The sequence below is a fragment of the Pseudarthrobacter sp. 01T43 genome, from assembly GCF_056398665.1.
On sequence record NZ_JBFTPV010000010.1, the window covers coordinates 33,818 to 59,034 of the forward strand.

Below are 25,217 nucleotides of genomic sequence, written 5' to 3' on the forward strand. Positions count from 1 at the left end.
CTGACCCGCGGCAGGATGGTTGGCGCCGCAGCCGGCATCGTGGGGATTGTGTTTCTGGTCCTGCTGCCGCTGCTCAACCTGTCCGTGCCCGGCGTGTTGCCGGGCCCCACCTACACCCCCGGCTCACTTCAGCTGCTGGCCATGTGCATGCTGATGGCCGCCGCCGCCCTGACGTACCACCTGCTGCTCGGCGTCGCCGGACTGCTCTCCTTCGGGCATGCCCTTTACTTCGGTGCCGGGGTCTACGGGCTGGCGATCATCCTGCAGAACCTGGACATCCCGCTGCTACCGGCCATGGGCCTGACTCTCCTGGTAGTCATTGTGCTGGCTCACGTGGTGGGCAGCATCAGCCTGCGGGTCAGCGGTATCCCCTTCGCCATGGTCACCCTGGCCTTCGCCCAGGCCGGTTCCGTAGTGGTGGGCCGCAACCCGGAAGGTGCCACCGGCGGCGACGAAGGCCTCACGCTGCGCACCGACAACCTGCCCGACTTCCTGGTAGGCGTGGTCAACACCCGCAACCTGTACTGGCTGGCGCTGGCCGTGCTGGTGGCCGTGTTCATCATCGTCACCTGGGTTCAGTCCTCACGTGCCGGCCACGTCGCTGCGGCCGTCCGCGAGAACGAGCTCCGAGTCCGGGTGCTCGGCCTGCAGCCCTATCTGGTCAAGCTGCTGATCTTTGTGGTCTCCGCCGTCCTGGTCTGCCTCATCGGCATGGTGTTTCTGCTGCTGCAGAGCGGCGCCGTGCCGCGCGCCGTGTCCGCCGACCTCACCATCACCCTGCTGGTCATGGTGGTGCTGGGCGGTGTGGGCTCCCGCTGGGGCGCGGTGATCGGCGGGGTCTTCTACACAATCCTGGACCAGCGGCTCACGGCGCTGGCGAATTCTGACGCCATCAACGCGCTGCCGGACATCCTGCGCGTACCGTTGTCAGAACCACTTTTCATCCTGGGCACCCTGTTCATCCTGGTGGTGCTGTTCCTGCCCGGCGGCCTGACGGGTGCCGCCCAGCGGCTGGCCCAGCGCCGCAGCCGGGGCGGCGGCAGCAAAATGCAGGAGTCCCGCGAGATCCTGGAGGAAGCAGCATGATGAGCACAGCCGGGCCGGGCCAGCAGGACGGGCTGCACACGCTGGGCCGCTGGACCACCGACCGCAGCCTCGCCACCCCGCACCGGATTGCCATCGACGACCGCGGCCTCACCCTGAGCTACGCCGAGCTGGAACGGCGGGCCGCCAACCTCGCCGCAGCGCTGCAGGCTGCCGGCTATGTCACCGGCGACAGGATCGCCACCCTGACGGGCAACAGCTCGGACCACGTGGTGGTGTTCTTCGCCTGTGCCAAGGCCGGGCTGGTTCTGGTGCCGCTCTCATGGCGGCTCTCGCCCCGCGAACTCTCCGCTCAGCTGGGGCTTGCCGATCCGCAGCTGCTGCTGGTCGAAGATGACCTCGACGCCCTGGCCGCCGCGGCGTGCTCCCTGGTGCCCCAGCCGCCGCGGACCGCTGCGCCCGGCCCCGGCGGCGTCGAAAAGTCCGTGCCCGCACCCTCACGCGCAGTCTCCTCGCACGCCGACCTCTCGCGGGTGCTGCCCGCGGCGCCGGGCGGGGGGAGGGCAGTGTGGGACGATGACCCCCTCCTGATGATTTTCACCTCGGGTACCGAAGGCGCCAGCAAGGCCGCTGTCCTGACCCACGCGAACTGTTTCTGGACCAATCTCTCGCTTTCCCGGACCCTGGATATGGCCAGCACCGACGTTGTGCTGGCAGTGCTGCCCCAGTTCCACGTGGGCGGGTGGAACATCCAGCCGCTGCTGGCCTGGTGGGCCGGCGCCACGGTGGTCCTGGAACGGGGTTTTGAACCTGGCCGGGTCCTGCAACTGATCGCAGAGCGCCGGGTCACCATGCTGATGGGCGTCCCCACCCAGTACCTGATGCTGGCCGAGCACCCGGACTTCGCGCAGAGCGACCTCAGCAGCCTGCGCCATGCTGTGGTGGGCGGCGCGCCCATGCCGGCGCCGCTGCTGCGGATCTGGCACCGGCGGGGAGTGGCACTCAGCCAGGGTTACGGGCTCACGGAGGCCTCGCCCAACGTGCTGTGCCTGGCCAACGAGGACGCCGAACGCATGGTGGGCTACTCCGGCAAGGCGTACCCGCACGTCGCGGTTGCGGTTGCCGATCCGGTCACCGGTGAAATTTACGACGGCGCCGCCACCGGTGAGCTCCTGGTCGGCGGCCCCGGGATGTTCGCGGGGTATTTCCGCGACCCCGCCGCTACCGCGGCCGTGCTCGCCGGCGGCTGGCTGCACACCGGTGACCTGGTGGAACGCGACGCCGACGGATACATCCGGGTGGTGGACCGGCTCAAGGACATCTACATCTCCGGCGGCGAAAACGTCGCACCGGCCGAGGTCGAGGCGGTGCTGCTGAACCACCCGGCAGTGGCGCAGGCCGCCGTCGTGGGTGTGCCTGACCAGCGCTGGGGCGAGAGCGGCATGGCGTTTGTTGTGGTGCGCGCCGGAATGGCGACCGACGAGCAGGAACTGCTGGAACACTGCGGCGCCCAACTGTCCGCCTTCAAGGTCCCCACCACCATCTCGATGGTCGGGGCGCTGCCCCGCACGGCATTGAACAAGGTGCTCCGCGCCCGGCTGCGGCAGGAAATCGCCGGCAGGGAGCCCGTCCAGCCGACCCACGTCCCGATGACCCACGCGGAAGGCGGCCGCCCATGAGCGCCCAACCACGCACCGCCCGCGGCACCCGCACCCGGGCCAAGCTGCTCGAAGCAGCCGAAACGGTGTTTGCTTCGGTGGGCTACCACGAAGCCTCCATCGTCAAAATAACTGAAGCGGCCGGCGTCGGACTCGGAACCTTCTACCTGTACTTTGACGGCAAGCAGGCCATTTTTGACGAAGTGGTGGAGGACCTCAACCGGCGGGTCAGGCACGCCATGACCGAGGCCGCCCGCAGCGCCGGCACCCGGCTCGAGGCCGAACGGGCAGGCTTCCGGGCGTTCTTCCGGTTCACCGCAGAACATCCGGCGCTCTACAGGATCATCCGCCAGGCCGAGTTTGTTTCCCCCGGCGCCCTTCGGCTGCACTACACCCGGATCGTGGAGGGCTACATCACCGGGCTGAAGGCCGCCCAGCTCAGCGGCGAGGTCCGGGAGATGGATCCCACCGTGGCGGCCTGGGCCCTGATGGGCATCGGCGAACTCATCGGCATGCGCTGGGTGCTCTGGGACGAGGAAGGCGCCGACCCCGTCGCGGGAGCGCGGCCCGACGTGCCGGAAGAAGTGTTCGAGGAGATGATGCAGTTCATCGAGCGGGCACTCGCGCCAACACCCGGGGCAACCCAAACCACCACCACCCCGCCCCAGGAAGGGAAAGCCCCATGACGCGAGCAGCCAGCAGCACCGGCTACCGGACCACCGACGTCGAGGTCCGCGGCGGCACCCTGCACACCGCCCTCTGGGGTCCGGAGGATCCCGGGGCGCCCACGATCCTCGCCGTCCACGGCGTGACCGCGTCCCACAAGGCATGGCCGTACCTGGCTGAGGCGCTTCCCGGCGTCCGGATCATCGCGCCGGACCTGCGGGGCCGCGGCCGCAGCAACACCCTGCCGGGGCCCTACGGGATGCCCACGCACGCCAACGATCTTGCCGCCGTGCTGGCCGCACTCACCACCGGGCCGGTGGCCGTCGTCGGGCATTCCATGGGGGCCTTTGCCGCGCTGGTCCTGGCGAACCTGTTCCCCGAGCGGGTGCGTTCCTTGGTGCTGGTGGACGGCGGGCTTCCTTTGCAGGTGCCGGCAGGCATTTCGGACGAGGACGTGGTGGCTGCGGTGCTGGGCCCGGCCGCGGAACGCCTGAACTCCACGTTCCCAAGCCGCGACGTCTACCGGTCCTTCTGGCGGCAGCACCCGGCCTTCAGCGCGGACTGGACCCCGCTTGTGGAGGAGTACGTGGACTACGACCTGACGGGGGAGGAGCCGGAACTGAAGCCGGCCACCCGCTACCAGGCCATGGCTGAGGACACCGCCGAACTGCACCGGGGCGCGTCGCTGCTCAAAGCACTGGACGAGCTTGCGGTCGACACCCAGGTGCTCCGGGCGCCGCGCGGCCTGCTCAACGAGCCGGCAGCACTGTACTCGCCTGGCTATCTTGACGAGTGGGCGGAGAAACTGCCGTCCCTCCGCGTCCGCGAGGTGCCCGGCGTCAACCATTACACAATCGTGATGGGCCAGGCCGGCGCCCGGGCAGTCGCCGAGAGCGTGCAGGAGGCCCTGGCTGTCCGGTAGTGGCTGCTGCCTGATCCTGCACCTGCCTGATACCGTGGCGTCCAACTACTGATCAGGCTGGTGCCGTGCGAGACTCCACCCTCCCCTCAACAGGGACCACCGCCGGGATCCTGCAGCGGCCGTACCTGTGGGTGACCATTGGCGCGTGTTCCCTGGTGTTCCTGACGGCGTTCGAATCCCTCGCCGTGACCACCATCATGCCCGTCGTCAGCCGGGAGCTGAACGGGGCCGGCCTGTATGCGCTGGCTTTCGCCGGGCCCATGGCCACCGGAGTGATCGGGATGGTGACGGCCGGCAACTGGTCCGACCGCCGGGGACCAACCCTGCCGCTCTACGCCTCCGTGGCCCTGTTCGTGCTCGGCCTGATCATCGCCGGCACGGCCGTGTCCATGCCCGTGCTCGTCGCGGGCCGCCTGGTGCAGGGACTTGGCGGCGGGGCGCTGACAGTGGCGCTGTACGTGGTGGTGGCCCGCGTCTACCCTGCGGCCCTGCACCCGGGGATCTTCGCCGCCTTCTCCGCCGCGTGGGTCATCCCGTCGCTGGTGGGCCCGTTCGCGGCAGGCATCGTGGCGGAGGTCCTGAGCTGGCACTGGGTGTTCCTCGGCGTGGTGGGACTGGTGGTGCCGGCGCTGGTGATGATTGTTCCGGTGCTCCGCGGCATGAACCGCCCGGCGGAGCAGGCAACGCTCCCGCCGTGGGCGGTGGGCCGGATCGCCTGGGCTGCGCTCGCCGCGCTCGCCGTACTGGGCCTGAACCTCTCCGCGGACGTCACCATCGCGGGCGTCCCCGCAGCCCCGGCACTCCTGGCTGCGGCCGCGGTCGTGATTGCCCTCGTTGCCGTGCACCCGCTCGTGCCGCGCGGAACACTGCTTGCGCGCCGCGGCCTGCCGAGCGTCATCCTCACGCGTGGCCTCGCCGCCGCGGCGTTTTTCGGGGCGGAGGTGTACCTGCCGTACCTGCTGATCGACCAGTACGGGTTTGCACCGACCTTCGCCGGCCTGGCCCTTACTGCGGGTGCCGTGGCGTGGGCCGGTGCCGCCGCGATCCAGGGGCGCCTCGGCCCGCGGCTGCAGGACCGCAATGCAGTCCGCATCGGTTCGGCCCTGGTGCTGGCGGCCATCGTGCTCACGCTGGCGACGGCATCCCTCCACTGGCCTGCAGGCGTCGCGATTGCCGGCTGGACCTTCGCCGGCGGCGGCATGGGGCTGCTCTACCCCAGGCTGAGTGTGATGACGCTGGCGCTGTCCACGAAGGAGAACGAGGGCTTCAACAGTTCGGCGATGTCCATCGCGGATTCGCTGGGCGGCGCACTCGCGCTCGCCACCACGGGCATCGTTTTTGCGGCATTTACGACGACGGCGGAATCGTTTGCGGGGGTCTTCGCCCTGGCAGCGGTGGTGGCCGTCGCCGCGGTTGCCGTCGCGCCGCGGGTTGGGGGAGCAGGGAAGGCGCGGCCGCCTCAATAATCAAGAAAGCCGGGTGGCCCGGAGCACCGTATCGGCGATGACAGCTTCCTGCCCGTCCGGGCCATTCGCGACCCGTTCCCGCGTGGTGCTGACTTCCACCTGCCAGCCGGGGGACTCGATGCCCAGTTCCTGCACGAGCTGGGCCGGGGTGTAGAACATTTCCGGTGCTGTGTGGTTTCCCCACGGTGGCAGGCGGTGGGGGTGGTGGCCGACAACCAGCAGCGTTCCACCCGGCTTGACGGCGGCAGCCGCCGTCCGCAGCGGGCCCTGCCATACCAGCTGGGGGCCATGCAGGAAGTGGGACGACACCAGATCGTAAGTCTCCGTAGGCTGCCACTCGTCCAGGTCGCACTGTTCCCAGTGGATGCGGCTGGCGATGGCGCCAGGACCCGCGTGCACGCTTTCGCGGTCCAGGGCATCTTTTTCGTGCCTGGCTGCGCGTTCGAGTGCGACGGCGGAAACATCGACAGCGGTGACGGTCCAGCCCTGCTGCGCGAGCCAGATGGCGTCGGCGCCTTCGCCACAACCCAGGTCCAGTGCTTTGCCCGGACGCAGGCCGGCACCTTCGCGGACCAGCTGGCGGTTGGGTTTGCCGCTCCAGATCTGCGGCTTGCTGCCGTATCTTTCGTCCCAGGCCTCAGCGGCAGTCTGCTGCCGCTGATCCCCTTCGCGAGGGTCGCCGTCGTGCATTCCATGGTGGTGGCCCTCGCCTTGTTGCGTCATGCCTCAAGCCTGCCCCGGCACGCCTTCGAAGGCAACGGTCCCGGTCCTGCGACCTCACAGCCCAACTGAGTAGCAGCAGATGCTCTTATGAGGCCTCAAACCGACATCTGCTGCTACCTACATCGGGGCGGGTGGTGACAAAGCAGGGCTCGACGCGGCGGGATGGTATGCTTAGGGAACTTGATGTGCAGTGATGCCCGCTTGCTCCCGGATTTGTGGAGTCCCAAACTTCTTGGGAAGCGGGTTTTTTCATGTGAGAGGCACATCCTGCGTCGATGAACGCGTTCCATTTGGTCCCAGCCGCCGCCCTGAATTGGGCAGCAGCCCGGTTGATCACCTGACTTTTCTTCGGCGAAACCCTTGAGCCAACCGGCATCGGGGGCCGATATCCGCACGGATACCGCCTGAAAGACCTTGAATCTATGACTACTTTTGCTGCCCTCGGCACGCCCAAAGAACTTGCCGATACCCTCACCGCACAAGGAATTCTTGAGCCGTTCCCCATCCAGGTGAAGACCCTCCCGGACACCCTGGCCGGACGCGACGTCCTGGGCCGCGGCCGCACCGGCTCCGGCAAGACCATCGCTTTCGCCATCCCGCTTGTAGCACGACTCGCTGAGCGGGAAGCCAAGCACTTCCGCAAGCCCGGCCGCCCCATGGGCCTGGTCCTCGCACCGACCCGCGAGCTGGCCACCCAGCTCAACGCCACCATCGAGCCGATGGCCAAGGCCATGGGCCTGAACACCACCGTGGTCTACGGCGGCATCTCCCAGGCCCGCCAGGAAAAGGCCCTGCGCGCCGGCGTCGACATTGTCATTGCCTGCCCGGGCCGCCTGGAAGACCTGATCCGCCAGCGCATCCTGACCCTCGAAGCCGTTGAGGTCACCGTCCTGGACGAGGCCGACCACATGGCCGACCTCGGCTTCCTGCCCGTGGTCAAGAAGCTGATGGACATGACGCCCAGCCAGGGCCAGCGCCTGCTCTTCTCCGCGACCCTGGACAACGGCGTGGACAAGATCGTCCAGCGCTACCTGTCCAACCCGCTGACCCACTCCGTGGACGATCCGCAGGCCGCGGTGACCACCATGGAACACCACGTGCTGGTGGTCAACGACCAGACCGTCAAGAAGCAGCTGATCGTCGAGCTCGCCTCGGGTGCCGGCCGCCGCGTACTTTTCATGCGGACCAAGCACCACGCACGCAAGCTTGCCAAGACCCTGACCGACGCCGGGATCCCCGCCGTCGACCTGCACGGCAACCTCTCGCAGAATGCCCGTGACCGCAACCTGGCCGAGTTCTCCTCCGGTGACGTCCGCGTCCTGGTGGCCACCGACGTCGCAGCCCGCGGCGTCCACGTGGACGACGTCGAACTGGTGATCCACGTGGATCCGCCCACAGAGCACAAGGCATACCTGCACCGCTCAGGCCGCACCGCCCGCGCAGGGTCGGACGGCACCGTTGTGACGCTGACCCTCCCGGAGCAGCAGTCCGACGTCAAGAAGCTGATGAAGGCCGCCGGCGTCGAGGTCAACTTCGAGCGGGTCACCGCCAACTCACCGCTGGTTGCCCAGCTGGTGGGCGAAATGGCCGACAAAATCGATCCCCGCACCCGTGCGGCACTGCTGGCCACCAAGGCCAAGCAGCAGGGTGGCGGCACCTCCACCGGCGCCAACGCCGAGCGCAAGCGCGCCCGCCGCAGCCAGGACGGCCCCACCGCCGGTGGCCGTGGTGGACGTGGCGGCCGCGGACGCGTCTCGGCTGAGGCTCCCCGCACCGACCTGCCCCGTGCAGAGCGCCGCGCCGTGGCTTACGAAGGCCGCACCGAGGCGCGGGCAGCATTCGACCGTGTAGCTGAGCAGAATGAGGATCGCGCCATTGCGGCCGCAGCTGCACGCCGCAACGCCCGTGGCGCCGCTGGTTCAACGCATCGCAACGACGTCCCCGCAGCAGGTGGCCGTGCAGCGGCTGGCCGCGGTTCGGACGGACGCAGCGCTGATGGACGCACAGATTCCCGAATCACCCGCAGCGATGCTCCCCGCGGCGGAACCGGACGCCCGGCTTCCTCCGGTCGTCCGGCGTCGTCCGGCGGACAGCGTAACGGCCGCCCGGCAACCGGCCAGCGCGCAGCCGGCGCACGCACTGCAGGCGCAGGTGCGGGTGCCCGGACCGGTGGCGGACAGCGCTCTGCAGGTGCAGGCGCGGCCAGCGGCAACAAGGCCGTTTGGTCCTCCAACACCGGCGGTACGTCGGGTGGATCCTACGCGGGCAACGGCGGCGGCCGTTCCGGTGAAGGCCGTCCGGCACGCAGCGGCCCCCGCCGCGCGTCGGCTCCGGCTTCCAACGAACGCCGCAGCCGCTAAGGGCTATTAACCACCATCGAGTGCTCCGTAACCGCCGTTTAGAAGGTTCATAACGGCAGTTGCGGAGCACTCGATTGGTTGTTAACCGCACCTACCAGCCGCGGGCGCGCCACTCTTCGAGGTGCGGGCGTTCCGCGCCGAGGGTGGTGGGGTTGCCGTGGCCCGGGTGCACCACGGTGTCATCCGGGTAGGCATCGAACAGCCGCTCACTGACGTCATTAATCAGCTGGCTGAAGCGTGCAGGATCCTTCTGGGTGTTGCCCACACCCCCGGGAAAGAGTGAGTCCCCGGAGAAGATGTGGGTGGGCCCGGCCGGGTCCCGATACACAAACGCGATGGACCCCGGTGTGTGCCCGCGCAGGTGCACTGCGGTGAGCTCGAAGCCGTCCACGGCACAGGTGTCCCCGTGATCCAGGGTCCGGTCCACGGATACTGGCAGCGCATCGGCGTCGTCCGTTCCGGCTAGGGTCGGGGCACCCGTTGCTGCCACCAATTCCTTCAGCGCCCGGACGTGGTCCCAGTGCTGGTGCGTGGTGGCGATCAGCGCAAGTTTGGGCGTTGCCGCGGTATCCGCGGCCGCGTCCTGCAGCAGTCCTTGGATGGCGGGGAGATCATCCGCGGCATCGATCAGCAGCTGCGCGCCAGACTCCTTGGCGGTCAGCAGATACACGTTGTTGTCCATCTCGCTGACCGCAATCCGGCGGATGGTGATTTCCTGTAAGTCGTGAATGAGGGTGTCCATGGGCCCCAGTTTATTCACGGCCCATTTATTCGCGGCCTTCGGACACCCATTTCGGGTCAGCCGAACGGGAGCCGACGACGGCGTCCGCGGCCTCGTCCAGCGCGTTCAGTTGCGCCGGGGTCAGGACCAGGGACAAGGCGCCCAGGTTTTCATCGATCCGTTGCGCCTTGCGTGTGCCGGGGATGGGGACCACGGGCAGGCCCAGCCGCTTTCCCTGCGCCAGCAACCAGGCGAGCGCCACCTGGGCCGGGGTTGCGGACAGTTCCGTGGCCACGGCCTGGACTGCCGCCACTACTGCCTGGTTGGCGTCGGCGGCCTCCTCGGCGAAACGGGGGATCCGGCGTCGGAAGTCGCTGGCCCCCAGGCTCGACCCGTCCACGGTGCCGGTGAGGAATCCCCGGCCCAGCGGCGAATACGGCACAAAGCCCACGCCCAGGCTGGCCGCGGCCGGAACAACGTTGCGTTCCACGTCGCGGCTCCAGATGGACCATTCGCTTTGGACCGCGGCGATCGGATGTACCGCGTGTGCTTCAGCCAGCTCCTGCGCGGTCACCTCAGACAGGCCAAGGTGTTTGACCTTGCCCTGCTGCACCAGCCCCGCCAGGGCCTCCACGGTTTCCACAATCGGAACGCGGAGGTCACGGCGGTGCATGTAGTAAAGGTCGATCACGTCCGTGCCGAGCCGCTTCAGGCTGGCGTCGACGGCCTGCCGGACATAGGCGGCATCGCCCCGGATGTCCGTGTAGCCGTCCGTGGGCGTGCCCACAAGCCCGAACTTGGTGGCGAGCTGGACTTCGCGCCGGCGGTCCTTGAGCAACTGCGCGATGAGTTCCTCGTTGCTGCCACCCCCGTAGATGTCCGCGGTGTCAATGAAGCTGACGCCGGCGTCCACGGCATGGTGCAGGGTTTTGAGGGCCTCGCCCGGGTCCACGTCGCCGTACACCGGGGTGAGGGCCATTCCGCCGAAGCCGAGGGGGCTGACGTTGAGGCCGTCGCCGAGGTGAACCGATGGTGCAGTCATGATCTCTCTCCATTCCATGTGTGCTCGTCTCGCAGCCAAGAACCCCTTCACCGGCTGCAGTATTCCACAGCAGTCTTCCTAGCCCCAAGGGATGATCCGGTCCGCTGCCTGGCGTGTGGCGTCGATGAGCCGGGCGTTCCTCTCATCCGGGCCCGAGGCCCAGGCTTCCGCGGCGGTCCGCTCCATGCCGAACTCCACGTGCCGGTCCACCAGCCGGGCCAGCCGGACTGAAGGAGGCGTGTCCAGGAACCAGACCTCATCCAGCTGCTCCCGCACATCCTTCCACTCAGGTGTCTCCGCCAGCAGGTAGTTCCCTTCGGTGATCACCAGCGGCACGGACCCCGGGATAGCGATGGACGCGGCCACCGGTTCGTCCAGGGTGCGCCGGAACTCCGGCGCGTAGACCACTGACTCGTCCCGCCGGACCAGCCGCTGCAGCAGCGACAGGTAACCGCCGACGTCGAACGTGTCCATGGCCCCTTTGCGCTCCCGCAGCGGTGTGCCGTCGATGATGGCGTTGCCCAGGTGGAAGCCGTCCATCGGCACCACAACGGCAACCTCAGGGCCGATCTCCTGCTGCAGGCGGGCGGCAAACGTGGATTTGCCGGACCCGGGAGCCCCGGTGATGCCCAGCAAGGTCCGGCGGCCGTCGTGGAGCCTGTGCCTCAGCGTGTCGATCGCAGCGGCGATTTCGGAGGAGTCCATGGCAAAAGCCTAAACCGGCTGGTCCTCCCGGACCTTGGCATCGGCGGGCAGGGACTTGAGTCCTGCGGCGCAGCCCACAATCCCGGCGATGAACAGCACCTTCAACAGGCTGAAGGGTTCGACGCCGGTGGCCATGGCCCAGCCGACCGTGAGGGCAGCGCCGATTCCCACCCAGACGGCGTAGGCGGTGCCGAGCGGGATGCTGCGGATCGCAAGTCCCAGTCCGATCATGCTTAGCGTGGCCGTCACGGCGAAGACAACGGTGGGCAGGGGGCGGGTGAAGCCGTCGGACAGGCCCAGGGCGGTGGCCCAGACGGCCTCGAGGACGGCGGAGCCGAGGAGCAGCAGCCACGCAAGGGAACGCGGGTTCATCACGCCACCACCTTCAGGCCGACCACGCACGCGGCGATGCCGGTCAGCAGCAGCAGGCGGGCCGTCGTCGGGCGTTCTGCCTTGGTGAGGATCGCGTAGGCGGAGGTCAGCACCACGCCCACGCCGACCCAGACGGCGTAGGCGGTGCCGGTGGGGATGGTCTGCATGGCGAGGGCGAGGCCAGCCATGCTGGCGAGGACGGAGGCCAGGAAGAGGAGCGCGGGGCCGATGCGGCGCCGGCCGGTGACCTGGGAGGTCCGGTGCAGGGCGGCGGCCCAGACGGCCTCCAGTGACCCGGAAAGAACGAGGATTAACCACGACATGACAGATCCTTTGGCCAGTCTTGTCGCGTGCCGGGTACTGAACCGTCGTCCGGAGGCCCGTTGCGGGGCCTTGTTTCCAGCGTAGCAAACCCCCGACGGCGGGTGGCAAGGTGGTGGCCAACCTCACCGCCGGGGTCCGGGCCCAAGTAGGTAGCAGTAGATGTCGTTATGAGCTCTCAAAACGACACCTGCTGCTACCTAGTTGTATTGACCACGGACGTTAGTGACGTTCGGCGTGGTGGGGTGACATGAAGAAGACCTCCGAGTGGAGTGGGGCTTGTCTAGAGTCCAGTTCCACAAACGGAGGTCTTCGTGTCCCACCCTAACGCTTTTCTCGCACCACACGGCAGGCTCCAGCTCGCCAAATGTGTAGTCGATGACGGCTGGCCTGCAGCCCGTCAGCCCGCCACGCGGTCGATCGACACCACGGCCAGGAAGCCGCGGCCCAGGACCTCGGGGGAGTGGTCATCGGAACCGACGACGGCGTCATAGCGGTTGAGTGCCTCGGGTGCCGTGGGGGCCGCGGCAGCTTCGCCGTCGGCGCCTGCCTCGGCGCTGGCAGCGGCGTCGGCCCCGGCAGTTCCGGGGCTGACGGTGGCCTGGCCCTGCAAAAGCACCGCGAGCTGACCCGCAAAAACGGGATGCGCGCGCTTTTTGGAGAGCTCAATGATGGAGGTGAAGCCCTTGAATGAACCGGCCCGGGTGATGACGTTGAGGTCCCGGATGTCACCGGTGGGCAACGCACCGTGCGCAGCAGCGTCACCGGAGAACCTGAAGGGCCGATACTTTTCCAGCGGATGCTCGGCGCCGTCCACGGTGAGCAGGAGGAGCTCGCCGTCCACCACGGTCAGCACACGCTCCATGCCAGGGAACGCCGAGAAATCCCCGGCCTTGGTGACATCGGCGATGCTGACGCGCCAGTCCCAGGCACCGTCCTGCGCGGAGGCTGCCTTGGGATGGCTGGCCAGTTCGCGGGTTGCCCCGCCGCCGTTGCGCCACGGTTCGGACCTGAGTTCTGCGAAGCGGATGATCTCCATCCGTCCAGCCTAGTTTGTCCGGCCGGTTCGATGGACGGACGGGGCGCGCGTGGCATGCTGGGTGGATGCGCCACGGGATCACGGACGAACAAAGCCGCCGGCTGGTCATGTGGCTCGGCTCCTACGAGGTGGTGTGCGACTACAGCTGGCCCCTGCAGGACACCACCGTCCTCCACGTTGTGTCGCAAGCGGGCGAAGAGTTGATCGTCAAGGCTAGCACCACCAGCCACCACATCCGCCGCGAAATCGCAGCCCATGGCGTTGGATTCGAAGACCTGGCCGGCCGCGTGCCCGAGTTGCGGCACGCCTCGGCGGAGGCCGGGATCCTGGTGACCGGGTTCCTGCCCGGAACGCTGGTGGAGGGGACGGCAGCCAAGGACGACCCTGAAACGTATCGCCAAGCCAGGGCACTCCTGACGAAAATCCACCGGGCTGCTGGCGCCTCCTCCCAGTACGCCAAGGCCCTGACCGCCAAAACCTCCGTCTGAGCCATCAGCAGTTCGTTGGCCGGCCCGGACTGGCGGCAGCTTTCCATGACGGCCTGGGCAAGATCGTGACGCCCGCCGAGGCCGATATGTGGCGTTTGGAGAACATCAATCAAGCCATCGGCACCGTCGTATGGGCGAACCAGGTTGGGGATGCCGCCTTTGAACAATCCGGAAGGAACATGGTGGCGCGTGTGTTGGCAGACAGCTGAGTTCACATTCGCCACCGGCGCGGACCCCGATTCCTGCTAGTGTCCTCCCGGGGGACATCGCGAAGAAAGCCTGAAGGAGCCGGGAATGTTCGTCAAGATTTGTGGTCTCAGTACGCCGGAATCGGTCCGTGTCGCCGTGGAGGCCGGGGCTGACGCCGTCGGGTTTGTCCTGACTGCGAGCCCCCGCGCAGTCTCGCCGTCGCAGGTTGCCGCGCTCCTCGCCGATGTGCCTGCCGGGGTGACCGCCATCGGCGTTTTCCGGCATGAGCCCGTGGTCGATGCCGTGGCAATCGCCCGCGCCGCCGGACTCGAGTGGATCCAACTCCACGGGGACCTCACCCCGGGAGACGTCACCACAGTGCACGACGCCGGCATGAAGCTGATCAGGGCGGTCACCATGGCGGCCACTGCGGACGCGTTCGCCGACTGGGGCGAGGACATCCTGTTGATCGACGCCGCCGTCCCCGGATCCGGTGAGACCTGGGACTACGCCTCCATGCTGGACGTAACAGAGCTTGAGGGCCGCGACTGGCTGCTGGCTGGCGGGCTGAATCCCGGCAACGTCAGCGAGGCCGCCGCAGCCGCGGGCGCGTGGGGCGTGGACGTCTCCTCCGGCGTCGAGGTTTCACGTGGCGTGAAGGATCTGGACAAGATCCGAGCGTTCGTGAAGGCCGCCAAGGGCTGACCCTAGGACTAGGCCACCACTTCGATTCCGGCCATTATTTCAGGGACCAATCAGGGCAGACCCCTACATTTTTGTCCGTCCCTGCAGGGCACAATGGACAGATGAAGACACTGCTCAATATCATCTGGCTCGTTTTCGGCGGATTCTGGCTCGCCTTGGGCTACTTCGCGGCGGGCATCATCTGCTGCCTGCTGATCGTGACCATCCCCTGGGGCATCGCCTCGTTCCGGATCGCGGCGTACACGCTGTGGCCCTTCGGCCGGATGGTGGTGGACAAGCCTGGCGGAACCGGCGTGTTCTCGCTGCTGGGGAACGTCATCTGGCTGGTGGTGGCAGGCATCTGGATCGCGATCGGTCACGTGGTGACGGCCTTCGCCATGGCGGTCACCATCATCGGTATCCCGCTGGCCATCGCCAACCTGAAGCTCATCCCAGTGAGCCTGATGCCGCTGGGCAAGCAGATTGTGCCCACCAACACCCCATTCATCACGGCCTACCGTCATTAACCCTTAAGCCGGTACGGCGCGGTGTCCGGAAGGGACTCAACTCCCAGCGGCTTTAGGCGCCTTGGTGTTTCGTCACGAACGGCCCGAGCAGCGTCCTGAGGTGGGAGTGGACTTGCTCCAGTGTTTGCCCGGATTCGAGCATGCGGGTGCCGGCGTGGACGACCGAGTTGATCATTTCGGCCAGGGATGCGGGATCAGCAACCCCAAGCTCTGTGAGCGTCTCTACGAGCGGTTCCTGGAGCTGGCGGTGCATCCGGGTGGCTTGCTCGTTGAGTTCGGCCCCCGGGGTCAGCGCGGCTAGCGCCGCCCCGACGGCGTGGGCTCCTTCGGCGACGAGGTCCACGTTGGCCGTGGCGTAGGCCAGGATGCGGTCTGCTTTGGTGGGGGCGTTGGCCATGGCGTTGGTGACACGCTCGGTCCAGCGCGGGAAGATGTCCCGGACCAGGGCCTGGAGCAGGTCCTGCCGGGAGTCGAAGTACTGGTAGACGCTGGGTCTCGAGAGTCCGGCCCGCAAGGCGACCTCGGCCATGGTCGGCGCTTCCGAGGTTTCCTGCAGGAGTTCGTGGGCAGCGTCCAGTAGCGCGCGTTCCTGCGCGGCGCGGTGCTCCGCAACGGTGGCGGCACTGATTCTGGGCATTCGGGGATCCTTTGACACTGGCTGACTTACCCATCAAGGGTACGGCGCGCGACGGCGGCCTGCTGAGCAGGCCGCCGTCGTCGTGCCCGGGGCCGGGCGTGTTAGGGGACCAGGGCTGGGGCCCCTAAGCGGCCGTCCACCATTTCAAGGACGCGGTCGCAGTAGCCCAGGACGTCATGGTCGTGGGTAACCATGACGGTTGCGACGCCGTGCTCGTGGCTTTGCCGTGCGAGGAGTTCCACAACCTCGCGGCTGCGGGCCCTGTCCAGGGATGCGGTCGGTTCATCCACGAGAAGGAGTTTCGCTCCGGAGACGAGTGCCCGCGCGATGCCGACGCGCTGGCGTTCGCCGCCGGAAAGCTGGCCGGGGCGGTTGCCGGCACGGTGGGCCATGCCGACCGAGTCGAGCAGGGCAACAGGGTCGAAAGCCGTCGGACCGCCCGCGAGCCGGTTGACCAGCCGGAGCTGATCCGCCGCGGTCAGTGCCGGAATGAGGTTGCCCGACTGGAAGACGAAGCCGATGTTGGAGAGCCGGAACGCAGCCCGTTTGCCCTGGCTCAGCTGGGAAAGGTCCTGGCCGTTGACCGTGACCGTTCCGGAATCGGGGGAGGCCAGGGCGCCGGCGACGGCCAGCAATGAGGACTTGCCGGAACCGGACGGCCCCACAATGGCGAGGAACTCGCCCGCAGCTACATCGAGGCTGACGTCATCAAGGGCGGTCACCCGGGTGTCGCCGTCGCCAAGTTCCATCACCGCGTGGCGGATGGAAAGGCCGGTCGCTGGGAGAGCGGCCCGGCTTGCGCCGGCTGTCGGGAACGTGGGGTTGGTCATCGCTGTCCTCCAAGGGCATTGAGCGGGTCGATCCGGGAAATGCGTACCACGGCCACGGCGGCACCGATCAGGCCCAGACCAATGGTGAGAGCCGTAGCGGTGGCGATCGGAGCGGCCTCGAGAGCGAACGGCATGGCTTCCGGCATGGCGGCGCCCAGTCCCAGGCCGGCGGCTACGCCCAGCGCGGTGAATCCCACCAACAGAATGGCGGCCTGGGCCAGCCCATCCCGCAGCAGGTAGCCGGTGGAGGCCCCGATGGCCCGCAGTACCGAGATCTCGTGCTTCCGCTGGATCGTCCACACGGTGAAGAACGCGCCGACCACGAGGGCGCAGATCGCGTAGAGGAAGACCTGGATCATGCTCAGGGTCATGGTTTCGGCCTCATAACCGGGAGATGCATTGAAGGCGGCCGACAGGGATTTGCTGGACGTTCCGGCGGCGGTGTCGCCCGCGGCAAGGTCCAGCTTGGCGCCGGGCTTGGCCTGGACGGCGACGACGCTGGCGGTATCGAAGTCCACTGCGGACAGCTGCGCGGCGGTGGGAGTTCCGGCTGCGGCCTGGCCTGAAGTGATCAACTGCCAGGTCTTCAACGGCAGGTAGGCGACATCGACGTGTCCGAACGTGGCCTGGCCATCGGTGAAGCCAACTACTCTGAGCGTCGTACCGATCCGGTCCAGTGTGACGACCGTGCCGAGGTCGATCCCTTCAGCCTTTGCGGTCGAGGACACCACAATGCCGTCAGCGGCGCCCAGTCCAGCGCCCTCGGAGCGGGAGGGCTCCAGGAAGGATCCGGGTTCGATGCCGAAAAGCGTGAGGTCCACCTGCTTACCGGAGTCGGTGGTGGCGTTGGCCATGCCGACGCCCATCTTCTCCGCCGCGGCCACGCCCTCGACGCCGCGCCAGGCGGTGAGCTGCTGGTCATCGATCACGGAGCGGGAGAAGGCGTTGTCTGTCTTGGTGCCCTCGTCGAAGGCAAATGCGGTCACGGGCATCGACTTGAGGCCTGACACACCATCGTTGACGAGGCCCGAGGAAAGGCCGGAGAGCATCACCATCAGTACGGCGATGAGCGCGATGACACCGCCCATCAGGCTGAAGCGGCCACGCGCGAAGATCAATTCGCGGAGTGCAAGGAACATTGGCAATCCTAGGTTTGGGTGAAAGAATTAAGTTGCTGACAAGATGTCGGCATCTTTCCGACAGTTTGTCAGGAAAAGGTCATTCTTTCAAATCCGACTGCGCCGGTGGCGGTCAGGCGGCCGGTGTCAGGTGCCCGGTGTCAGACGCCCGGTCCGTCCGCCCCAGGCACCAGTCCCTGGGCTTCGAGTTCCTCCGACTGCAACGGCCGCAGCACGCAGAATTCGTTGCCGTCAGGGTCGGCCATGACCACCCAAGTCGCCTCGGGCCCCTGCCCGACAGAGGCACGGGTGGCGCCCAAGGCTTCCAGCCGCTGCACTTCCTCAGCCCGATCGCCCGGCCGCAGATCCAGGTGCAGCCTGTTTCTTAGCTCTTTCCGCTCGGGTACCTTCAGGAAGAGCAGGTCCGGGCTGACGCCGTCGGCCGGGCATCAGACTCGACAAATTGGGGTCGCAGGAGGAGTGTAATAATTGCGTCCCAGCTTCCGCCCGTCGGCTATCACGCACGCCAGCGAAGGCGCTTGGATCAAAATAGAAAATCTGCGCCGCACCACGGAAGTGGTGCTTTTCCGGCGCGTGAATCTTGCTGGTTGCCATGCTCCTGCACTCTTGCAGGAGCGCCCGAAGGTCCGCCCGCCGAGAAACAGTGACCAGTTTGGGATGCCTCCCGGCTGGGGTGAACCGGTCACGGTGATCCATCGGCCAGTGATGGCCGGACACGGTTTAAAGAGAGCATTGCGATGAAGCATATAAAGGGCATTCGCACCAGATTCCACACACTCCCGTTCATTATTGCGGCCGCCGCTGCGCTGGCAACATCAGTGGCCGTCGCCGGTCCCGCAGGTGCATCCAGCTGGGGGACGCATTCCTGGACAGTTCAAGTCGGCTCCGAATCATGGGACCAGGCAATTCAGGGCATGGCCTTCCTCCCCACAGACATCACAGTCAACGCAGGGGACACGATCAACTGGGAGGCGAACGGCGCCGAAATACACACTGTTACGTTCGTCGCCGCGGGCCAAGCGCTGAAGCCCTTTGATCCGTTTGACCCCAATCAATTGGGGCTGAGGGGCACGACGAGTTACGACGGGACGTCCTATTACAACTCGGGGCTCATGTCCAACGTTGAAGTTCCGGGTTTTACTGTCGTGAAGAGCTATAGCCTGACATTCCCGAAGGTGGGGGACTTTACGTATTACTGCGTGGTTCACGGCATGGCCATGAAGGGGACGGTCCATGTCCAGGAAGCAGGGGCGGAATACCCCTACACCCAGCGGGACTATGATCGCTCGTCCCGGGCACAGGAACGGTCCATACTTCGTGACGGACACCGGTTAAATGATTCCTTGGCCGAACAAGCCAGCAAACATCTGGTCTTGACCGGCGGCGACGACGGCGTTGCGATGGTCATGCGCTTCGTCCGGCCGACTGTGACCGTGCACGTGGGCGACAAAGTGGTGTTCAGCAACCCGGGAATGGATGCGCCCCACACGGTCACCTTCGGCGCTGAACCAGCGAATATCTTTGTCCCTGCGGGCGATCCAACGCAGTTCAGCGGTGGCGACCTCAACTCGGGGTTCATGCCGCCAGGCGCGACCTTCGAGGTCACGTTCATGAAGACCGGGACCTTCAAATACATCTGCGCACTGCATGACTATATGGGGATGGTGGGTCAGGTCAGGGTCGTGGACTGAGGATTTTCCATGACGGTGCGGCTGGACGAATCATCCGGCCGGACCGTTGGTCCCCGCTGGCGCCACTGCAGCGCCCCTGAGCGTCAGGCGAGTTCGCCTTGAAGGTTCCGGCGCGCGGCGTCGAGCCACAGCTTCCGTGCCCGCTCGCCGTGGAAGAGCGGGTCCAGTTCCAGTAACTGGCGTACGACGGCGGCGCGTCCGGCTGCGAAATCGGCGTCCCCGATGTGCGCGTAGTCTTCCCGGACGGCGGCCACATACCGGGCGTACGGCTCCGGTTCGCCGCCGAGGACCGACAGGTCCGCGTTGCAGAGGAGGGCGCCGTCGTCGTCGCCTGGTTCCGGGCGGTGGTCCGACGTCAGCATGACCAGCCGCGCAACCTCCTCGACCTCAGCCGCCGGGAGCCCGGCCCCGGCCAGCCGGTCCTCGGCGAGTTGGGCGGATTCCTCCTCGTCTTGGCCCGCGACCCCGCGGTACACGGCGTCGTGGAACCAGGCCGCCAGCAGCACGGTCCGCGGCGGATCATCGGGATCAGTGAGTAGATCCAGGGCCTCCAGCACAGCCAACAGGTGGGTGCGGCCGTGGTACTTGCGGTGCTCCTCACCCCACCGGTCCAGGAGGTCCAGGAAGAGGGCGTCGTGGCCGGGCATGATGCTTTCCCAGCGTTTCAGGAGCGGGACTTTCAGGGATTTGCTGCGCTGCCTGGCAGGGATTCGCAACCCGCTGGCGATGAGCTTGCGGACCAGGATCCGGGCTTCCACCGGTATGGCGCCTGCGGCCACGAGGCCATCGAACCGGCGCTCCGGGACGTCGTAGTGGTCGGCGTCGAACGCCCGGTCCGGGACGCCGGCCGCAGCGGCGAAAGCATGGAGTTCCGCCAGGGACGTGTCCGAGATCAGGTGTGAAAAGTGCGTGTCGTGGGCAGGCCACAGGGGCGGATCCAGATAAATCGCCATGGGAAGAGTCTATTCCGCCCCGCCACCCAGGCGGCGTTGCGGGTGACCGGCGGTGTGGCCGCGCCCGCATGACCTCCGCCGGCGCCGCCGCTACTGGATGTTCCGCGGCCGGCCGCTGACCTGCGGATACTGCCCGCCGGGGGGATGCCGGACCGTTGATATTCCACCCAGGAAGGCGGATGATCAGCACACATGTCGCCAGGCGTTCGGTGAGAGGGGAGATATCGATGGAGATATCAGGCGGTGGCCCGCTGCAAGGCGAACCGGTATCCCTCTGGCTCGCCTCCGCCGGGGAGACCGGCTACCCGGCGCTGGACGGGGAGATCGAGGCGGACGTGGCGATCATCGGAGCCGGCGTCGCCGGGCTGACGGCCGCGTTGGCCCTCAAACGAGCCGGGCGTACGGTCGCGGTCATCGAGGCGGCAGGGGTGGGAACCGGCGTCACCGGCCACACCACCGGCAAGGTGACGTCCCTGCACCGGCTCGTCTACACGGAACTCGCCCGCAATCACGGCATGGACACTGCCCGCATCTACGGCCAGGCCAACCGGGGCGCAATCGAACACATACGGCGGGTGGTGGCTGCGGAGGGCATCGATTGCGACTTCCGCGTCGTCACCAACCACACCTATGCCGAAACCGACGAGGCTTTGGAACAAGTCCGCGCCGAAGCGGATCTCGCGGCGAGCCTCGGCCTGCCCTCGACTTTCACCACGGACGTGCCGCTGCCGTTCCCGGTCCAGGGCGCGGTCCGGTTCGACGGGCAGGCACAGTTCCACGCGGTGAACTACCTCCAAGGCCTGGCGCGTGCAGTCCAGGGCGATGGCAGCTTCGTCTTCGAACAGACCCGGGCGCTGCGGGTCCAGGACGGCGCCCCGGGTGTGGTGGACACCGAGGGCGGCACGGTCCGGGCCCGCGACATCATCGTCGCCACGAATGTGCCGTTCGCCGACCAGGGCAGTTTCGACGCCCGGTGCCAGCCGCACCGTTCCTACATCGTGGCCGGACGCGTGGACACTCCGCCGCTGGACGCCACGTTCATTAGCGTCGACGAACCGATGCGTTCCATCCTGACCGTCGGCATCGATGGCCAGACTTATGTCCTGACCGGCGGGGAGGGCCATCCCGCGTCCGGGGCAGGTGACACCGCCGGGCGGTACGGCAGGCTTGCCGCCTTTGCCCGTGACAGGCTCGGCGTCAGTGAAGTCACCCACCGCTGGTCAACACAGGACAATTTGCCGGCGGACGGGCTGCCCTACGTTGGGCTCATGTCCGCTGACGCCAAGCATGTGTATGTCATCACCGGACTGCGCAAATGGGGCCTGACCAACGGAACAGCTGCGGCCCTCCTCCTCACAGACATCATCGGCGGCCGGGAGAACCCTTGGGCCGCGGTGTTTAACAGCAACCGAACCGTCCCGGCAACGAGGGCGGGCGGGCTGGGAGAAGCGAACAAAGCCCCGGCCCTGACCGATGCAGCCGGCCTGCAGCCCGGCCAGGTCACACTGGCCCCCGGCGAAGGAACAGTCATCGACGTCGCCGGCGAAAGCACCGCGGTCTACAGAGACGCCAACGGACAGCTCCACTCCCTCTCAGCCGTTTGCACGCACTTGGGCTGCACCGTCGAGTTCAACGCTGCCGAAACCACCTGGGACTGCCCCTGCCACGGTTCCCGATTCGTCACGGACGGAACGGTCATCCACGGGCCCGCGACCACCAACCTCCCGCCCGGGCCGGAACACCTGCCGGAAAACCTCAAATAGCCTTCAGAAACCGCAAATGCGGACTAATATGGACAAATGCCCACTATTCGCGTCTCCGAAGCAGCCARATTCCTCGGTGTCAGTGATGACACCATCAGGCGCTGGACGGACAACGGCACCCTCACCGCCATAAAAGACGACGCCGGCCGGCTGGCAGTGGACGGGCTGGAACTGGCCCGGCACGCCCGGAAACTCGCGCAGCTTCCCGACGATCCGCACCGGAGCGGCAGCTCCGCACGCAACCGGTTCGTCGGCCTCGTCACAGGCATCACCGCGGACAAAGTGATGGCGCAGGTGGAACTCCAGTGCGGCCCGTTCCGCGTGGTCTCGCTCATGAGCAGCGAAGCCGTCCGCGACCTCGGCCTGGAACTCGGCTCCGTGGCCACCGCCGTGGTCAAGGCCACCACCGTCATCATCGAAACCCCGCAGGGAAAGGGCTCCGCATGAGCACCCGCACGCACATGAAAACCGCCATGGTTTCCGCCGCCATCCTGTTGGGCCTCGCCGCCTGCGCCCCGGCTTCCACGGCGCCGGCGGCATCACCGTCCACGTCCACCGGCCAGCTCGCGGGAACCGTCACTGTCTTCGCCGCCGCCTCCCTGAAAGCTACATTCACCGACCTGGCCGCACAATTCGAGGCGAAGAACCCCGGCACCAAGGTGGTGCTGAGCTTCGCAGGCTCAGCGGACCTGGTTACGCAGATTACCCAGGGTGCGCCGGCAGACGTTTTTGCCTCGGCGGATACCAAGAACATGGCCAAACTGGCCGACGCCAAACTCCTTGACGGAACCGCGCGGAACTTTGCCACCAACGTCCTGGAAATTGCTGTCCCGCCGTCGAATCCGGCGTCGATCTCCTCCTTCGCCGATCTGGCGAAACCGGGTGCAAGGGTAGTGGTCTGTGCCAGCCAGGTTCCCTGCGGGGCGGCTGCGGATGCGGTGGAAAAGGCCGCCGGAGTCACCCTGACTCCGGTGAGTGAGGAATCGTCGGTCACGGACGTCCTGGGCAAGGTGACCTCCGGAGAGGCCGACGCCGGCCTGGTTTATGTCACGGACGTCAAAGGCGCGGGGGATAAGGTCAGGGGCATCGCGTTTCCCGAGTCCAGCGGGGCGGTCAACACGTACCCCATCGCCACGGTAGGCGCCAGCCGGAACAAGGAACTCTCGCAAGCCTTCATCGCCATGGTGACCGGCGCAGAAGGCCGGAAAACCCTCAGTGAGGCTGGCTTCGGCACGCCGTGAGGCCGACCATGACGGCCCGCAAAGCCGCCACCTATACGGGTATTCCCGCCTGGATCTACACTGTCGCGGCCGCCGGGGCGCTGCTCGTTGTGCTCCCGCTGGTAGCCATGGTGGCCAAGGTCAACTGGGCCAACTTCATCCCCCTGGTCACGTCCGAATCCTCGCTGACAGCCCTTGGCCTGAGCCTGCGCACCTCGGCAGCGAGCACGGTCCTGTGCATCGTCCTGGGGGTGCCGCTCGCCCTGGTGCTGGCCCGCGGCAGTTTCTCGGGCCAGCGGGTCCTGCGTTCCCTCGTCCTCCTGCCGCTGGTGCTTCCCCCGGTGGTGGGCGGCATTGCGTTGCTATACACGTTCGGCCGGCAGGGCCTGCTGGGCAGGACGCTGGAGGTGGCGGGGCTGCAGATCGCGTTCTCCACCACCGCAGTGGTGCTGGCCCAGACCTTTGTTGCCCTGCCGTTCCTGGTGGTCAGCCTCGAGGGTGCGCTGCGCATCGCCGGGCCGAAATACGAAGCGGTGGCCGCCACCCTGGGTGCCAGCCCCAGCACCGTGCTGCGCCGGGTCACGCTACCCCTGGTACTGCCGGGCCTCGCGTCCGGCGCCGTTCTCTCCTTCGCGCGCAGCCTCGGCGAATTCGGCGCCACCCTCACCTTCGCGGGGAGCCTGCAGGGGGTGACCCGGACCCTGCCGCTGGAAATTTACCTGCAGCGCGAAACGGACGCCGATGCCGCCGTCGCGCTTTCCCTGGTCCTGGTGGCCGTCGCCGTTGCCGTGGTGGCACTCGCCTACCGGGGTCCCCGGGCGGGTAGGCAGCCAGCCTCGGCGAGTACGACGACGGCACCCGCCGCGAGCGGTGCAGTCCAGTGACGTTTGTGGTCCGGGCCGCCGTGGATCAGCGGGATTTTGACGTGTCCCTCAGCGTCGGAACGGCCGAAACAGTGGCCGTGATGGGTCCCAACGGCGCCGGCAAATCCACGCTGCTCAACGTCATCGCAGGCCTGCTGCACCCGGACTCGGGCAGGGCAGAGTTGGACGGCAGGACGCTCTTCGACCTCACCGCCGGGCGGGGGACATGGACCGCGCCGCATCATCGCGGCACCGCCCTCCTCGCGCAGGAACCACTGCTCTTCCCGCACCTGAACGCGCTGGACAACGTGGCGTTCGGGCCCCGGAGCGCCGGCGCCTCGAAGGAAACCGCCAGGAAGTCCGCCGAGCATTGGCTCGCGGAGGTCGAGGCTACGGAACTGCAGGCCAGGCGCCCCGCGGCGCTGTCCGGGGGGCAGGCCCAGCGGGTGGCGGTGGCCCGGGCGCTCGCCGCCGACCCCGGGCTGCTCCTGCTGGATGAGCCGATGGCCGCCCTAGACATCCATGCCGCGCCGCTGCTCCGGCGCCTGCTCAAGCGCGTCCTGGCCGGCCGCCGCGCCATCATCATCACCCACGACGTCCTCGATGCCCTGATGCTCGCGGACCGCGTGGTGATCCTGGAAAACGGCCGGATCAGCGAGGACGGCCCCACCCGCGACGTCCTGCAGCGGCCGCGCAGCCGCTTCGCCGCCGGGCTCGCCGGGCTCAATTTCCTGGCCGGTGACATCACTGAACATGGCCTTCGGTCCGTCGGGCTGAGCCTCTACGGACAGCACCACGACTTCCCCGGCCCGCTGCCCGCCGGACAGCCGGGCGTGGCGGTCTTCCCGCCGTCGGCCGTCTCCGTTTTCCTGTCCGAAGCGCACGGCAGCCCGCGCAATGCCTTCCCGGTGACCATCACCGACCTGGAGCCGCACGGCGACCAGATCCGCGTCCGCGCGGGCGATAGCGGGCAACTGAGTGCGGATATCACCCCGGCCGCCGCCGCCGATCTGGGGCTCGCCCCAGGCATGCGGGTGTACTTCGTGGTCAAGGCCGGCGCCGTGGCCATCTACCCCAGCTAACCCCCAAACGCTCTCTCACTTAACGTGGCTTTTTGTCCGACGCTCTATCACTCAATGCGGGTTTTGGGCCGACGCTCTATCACTTCCCGCGCCCCCGACGCGGGTAGGCTGG

At 67.3% G+C, this 25,217-nt stretch carries 27 protein-coding genes, 1 pseudogene and 1 riboswitch; of the genes and pseudogenes, 16 read left to right on the forward strand and 12 right to left on the reverse strand.

All coding sequences use genetic code 11. The features are described 5' to 3' along the window. Positions 1–15 precede the first annotated feature (15 nt). The 5 genes from AC1DIM_RS11220 (at position 16) to AC1DIM_RS11240 (ending at position 5,756) form a co-directional block, all read left to right on the forward strand. On the forward strand, positions 16–1,086 hold the full coding sequence (locus AC1DIM_RS11220) for a branched-chain amino acid ABC transporter permease (RefSeq protein WP_477710638.1): 1,071 nt from the start codon (positions 16–18) through the stop codon (positions 1,084–1,086). Beyond that, positions 1,083–2,723, forward strand: a complete 1,641-nt coding sequence (locus AC1DIM_RS11225) for a class I adenylate-forming enzyme family protein (RefSeq protein ID WP_477710559.1) — start codon at positions 1,083–1,085, stop codon at positions 2,721–2,723. Before AC1DIM_RS11220 ends, AC1DIM_RS11225 begins: the two co-directional genes overlap by 4 nt. Beyond that, entirely contained in the window at positions 2,720–3,388 is a 669-nt protein-coding gene (locus tag AC1DIM_RS11230; protein ID WP_477710560.1) for a TetR/AcrR family transcriptional regulator, read from the forward strand. Before AC1DIM_RS11225 ends, AC1DIM_RS11230 begins: the two co-directional genes overlap by 4 nt. Then, positions 3,385–4,290 carry an alpha/beta hydrolase gene (locus tag AC1DIM_RS11235; protein WP_477710561.1) on the forward strand — a complete coding sequence of 302 codons (906 nt, stop codon included), beginning with the start codon at positions 3,385–3,387 and terminating at the stop codon, positions 4,288–4,290. The genes AC1DIM_RS11230 and AC1DIM_RS11235 overlap by 4 nt, the downstream gene beginning before the upstream one ends. Before the next feature lie 65 nt (positions 4,291–4,355). Continuing rightward, positions 4,356–5,756, forward strand: a complete 1,401-nt coding sequence (locus AC1DIM_RS11240; RefSeq protein WP_477710562.1) for an MFS transporter — start codon at positions 4,356–4,358, stop codon at positions 5,754–5,756. Here the strand turns inward: AC1DIM_RS11240 and AC1DIM_RS11245 are convergent, their stop codons facing one another. Further along, positions 5,757–6,479, reverse strand: a complete 723-nt coding sequence (locus AC1DIM_RS11245) for a class I SAM-dependent methyltransferase (RefSeq protein WP_477710563.1) — start codon at positions 6,477–6,479, stop codon at positions 5,757–5,759. A gap of 422 nt (positions 6,480–6,901) precedes the next feature. On the opposite strand from AC1DIM_RS11245, the gene AC1DIM_RS11250 reads away from it, so the two are divergent. Beyond that, complete coding sequence (locus AC1DIM_RS11250) at positions 6,902–8,839, forward strand: DEAD/DEAH box helicase (RefSeq protein WP_477710564.1); 1,938 nt, start codon at positions 6,902–6,904, stop codon at positions 8,837–8,839. A gap of 91 nt (positions 8,840–8,930) precedes the next feature. On the opposite strand, the gene AC1DIM_RS11255 is transcribed toward AC1DIM_RS11250, so the two are convergent. The 6 genes from AC1DIM_RS11255 to AC1DIM_RS11280 all read right to left on the reverse strand — a co-directional run bounded on the left by AC1DIM_RS11255 (position 8,931) and on the right by AC1DIM_RS11280 (position 13,039). Further along, positions 8,931–9,581 (reverse strand): MBL fold metallo-hydrolase, encoded by a 651-nt coding sequence (locus tag AC1DIM_RS11255; protein ID WP_477710565.1) that lies wholly within the window; start codon positions 9,579–9,581, stop codon positions 8,931–8,933. A gap of 25 nt (positions 9,582–9,606) precedes the next feature. After that, positions 9,607–10,602, reverse strand: a complete 996-nt coding sequence (locus tag AC1DIM_RS11260; protein WP_477710566.1) for an aldo/keto reductase — start codon at positions 10,600–10,602, stop codon at positions 9,607–9,609. A 78-nt stretch (positions 10,603–10,680) separates the two neighbouring features. Next, positions 10,681–11,307, reverse strand: a complete 627-nt coding sequence (locus tag AC1DIM_RS11265) for a nucleoside/nucleotide kinase family protein (RefSeq protein ID WP_477710567.1) — start codon at positions 11,305–11,307, stop codon at positions 10,681–10,683. A 9-nt stretch (positions 11,308–11,316) separates the two neighbouring features. Continuing rightward, on the reverse strand, positions 11,317–11,679 hold the full coding sequence (locus AC1DIM_RS11270; RefSeq protein WP_477710568.1) for a DMT family transporter: 363 nt from the start codon (positions 11,677–11,679) through the stop codon (positions 11,317–11,319). Continuing rightward, entirely contained in the window at positions 11,679–12,002 is a 324-nt protein-coding gene (locus tag AC1DIM_RS11275) for a DMT family transporter (RefSeq protein WP_477710569.1), read from the reverse strand. The genes AC1DIM_RS11270 and AC1DIM_RS11275 overlap by 1 nt, the downstream gene beginning before the upstream one ends. Positions 12,003–12,011: 9 nt before the next feature. Next, a riboswitch (guanidine-III (ykkC-III) riboswitch) is annotated at positions 12,012–12,076 on the reverse strand. Positions 12,077–12,400: 324 nt separating this feature from the next. Continuing rightward, positions 12,401–13,039 (reverse strand): HutD/Ves family protein, encoded by a 639-nt coding sequence (locus AC1DIM_RS11280; RefSeq protein WP_477710570.1) that lies wholly within the window; start codon positions 13,037–13,039, stop codon positions 12,401–12,403. 65 nt (positions 13,040–13,104) lie between these two features. Here AC1DIM_RS11280 and AC1DIM_RS11285 point away from each other — a divergent pair, with 65 nt between their 5' ends. From AC1DIM_RS11285 to AC1DIM_RS11300, 4 genes are all read left to right on the forward strand, one after another. Further along, positions 13,105–13,527: a hypothetical protein gene (locus tag AC1DIM_RS11285; protein WP_477710571.1), complete on the forward strand. Its 423-nt coding sequence runs from the start codon at positions 13,105–13,107 to the stop codon at positions 13,525–13,527. A 65-nt stretch (positions 13,528–13,592) separates the two neighbouring features. Next, entirely contained in the window at positions 13,593–13,736 is a 144-nt protein-coding gene (locus tag AC1DIM_RS11290) for a hypothetical protein (RefSeq protein WP_477710572.1), read from the forward strand. 85 nt (positions 13,737–13,821) lie between these two features. Next, positions 13,822–14,421 carry a phosphoribosylanthranilate isomerase gene (locus AC1DIM_RS11295; protein ID WP_477710573.1) on the forward strand — a complete coding sequence of 200 codons (600 nt, stop codon included), beginning with the start codon at positions 13,822–13,824 and terminating at the stop codon, positions 14,419–14,421. A 101-nt stretch (positions 14,422–14,522) separates the two neighbouring features. Beyond that, entirely contained in the window at positions 14,523–14,927 is a 405-nt protein-coding gene (locus AC1DIM_RS11300; protein ID WP_477710574.1) for a YccF domain-containing protein, read from the forward strand. A 52-nt stretch (positions 14,928–14,979) separates the two neighbouring features. Here the strand turns inward: AC1DIM_RS11300 and AC1DIM_RS11305 are convergent, their stop codons facing one another. The 4 genes and pseudogenes from AC1DIM_RS11305 to AC1DIM_RS11320 all read right to left on the reverse strand — a co-directional run. After that, positions 14,980–15,564, reverse strand: a complete 585-nt coding sequence (locus tag AC1DIM_RS11305) for a TetR/AcrR family transcriptional regulator (protein WP_477710575.1) — start codon at positions 15,562–15,564, stop codon at positions 14,980–14,982. A gap of 101 nt (positions 15,565–15,665) precedes the next feature. Then, entirely contained in the window at positions 15,666–16,394 is a 729-nt protein-coding gene (locus AC1DIM_RS11310; RefSeq protein WP_477710576.1) for an ABC transporter ATP-binding protein, read from the reverse strand. Continuing rightward, the gene (locus AC1DIM_RS11315) at positions 16,391–17,533 is read right to left on the reverse strand and encodes an ABC transporter permease (protein ID WP_477710577.1); all 1,143 of its coding nucleotides are present in this window, start codon (positions 17,531–17,533) and stop codon (positions 16,391–16,393) included. The genes AC1DIM_RS11310 and AC1DIM_RS11315 overlap by 4 nt, the downstream gene beginning before the upstream one ends. A gap of 140 nt (positions 17,534–17,673) precedes the next feature. Beyond that, a pseudogene (locus tag AC1DIM_RS11320) lies at positions 17,674–17,940 on the reverse strand (VOC family protein); the annotation flags it as partial. 507 nt (positions 17,941–18,447) lie between these two features. Here AC1DIM_RS11320 and AC1DIM_RS11325 point away from each other — a divergent pair. After that, entirely contained in the window at positions 18,448–19,224 is a 777-nt protein-coding gene (locus AC1DIM_RS11325; RefSeq protein WP_477710578.1) for a cupredoxin domain-containing protein, read from the forward strand. A gap of 83 nt (positions 19,225–19,307) precedes the next feature. Here AC1DIM_RS11325 and AC1DIM_RS11330 read toward each other — a convergent pair whose 3' ends face one another. Then, positions 19,308–20,177, reverse strand: coding sequence for a DUF4031 domain-containing protein (locus tag AC1DIM_RS11330; protein WP_477710579.1), 870 nt, complete (start codon positions 20,175–20,177; stop codon positions 19,308–19,310). Between the two features lie 227 nt (positions 20,178–20,404). Here AC1DIM_RS11330 and AC1DIM_RS11335 point away from each other — a divergent pair, with 227 nt between their 5' ends. Genes AC1DIM_RS11335 through AC1DIM_RS11355 form a run of 5 tightly spaced genes read left to right on the forward strand, consistent with a single transcriptional unit; the run spans position 20,405 to position 25,105 of the window. Beyond that, positions 20,405–21,940 (forward strand): FAD-dependent oxidoreductase, encoded by a 1,536-nt coding sequence (locus AC1DIM_RS11335; RefSeq protein ID WP_477710580.1) that lies wholly within the window; start codon positions 20,405–20,407, stop codon positions 21,938–21,940. Positions 21,941–21,976: 36 nt separating this feature from the next. Continuing rightward, a complete protein-coding gene (locus AC1DIM_RS11340) occupies positions 21,977–22,387 on the forward strand; it encodes a TOBE domain-containing protein (protein WP_477710581.1) in 411 nt (136 codons plus the stop codon). After that, positions 22,384–23,181 carry a molybdate ABC transporter substrate-binding protein gene (modA, locus tag AC1DIM_RS11345; RefSeq protein WP_477710582.1) on the forward strand — a complete coding sequence of 266 codons (798 nt, stop codon included), beginning with the start codon at positions 22,384–22,386 and terminating at the stop codon, positions 23,179–23,181. The genes AC1DIM_RS11340 and modA overlap by 4 nt, the downstream gene beginning before the upstream one ends. Positions 23,182–23,189: 8 nt before the next feature. Next, on the forward strand, positions 23,190–24,044 hold the full coding sequence (locus tag AC1DIM_RS11350; protein ID WP_477710583.1) for an ABC transporter permease: 855 nt from the start codon (positions 23,190–23,192) through the stop codon (positions 24,042–24,044). Beyond that, a complete protein-coding gene (locus AC1DIM_RS11355; RefSeq protein WP_477710584.1) occupies positions 24,041–25,105 on the forward strand; it encodes a sulfate/molybdate ABC transporter ATP-binding protein in 1,065 nt (354 codons plus the stop codon). The genes AC1DIM_RS11350 and AC1DIM_RS11355 overlap by 4 nt, the downstream gene beginning before the upstream one ends. The last annotated feature ends 112 nt before the right edge of the window (positions 25,106–25,217 follow it).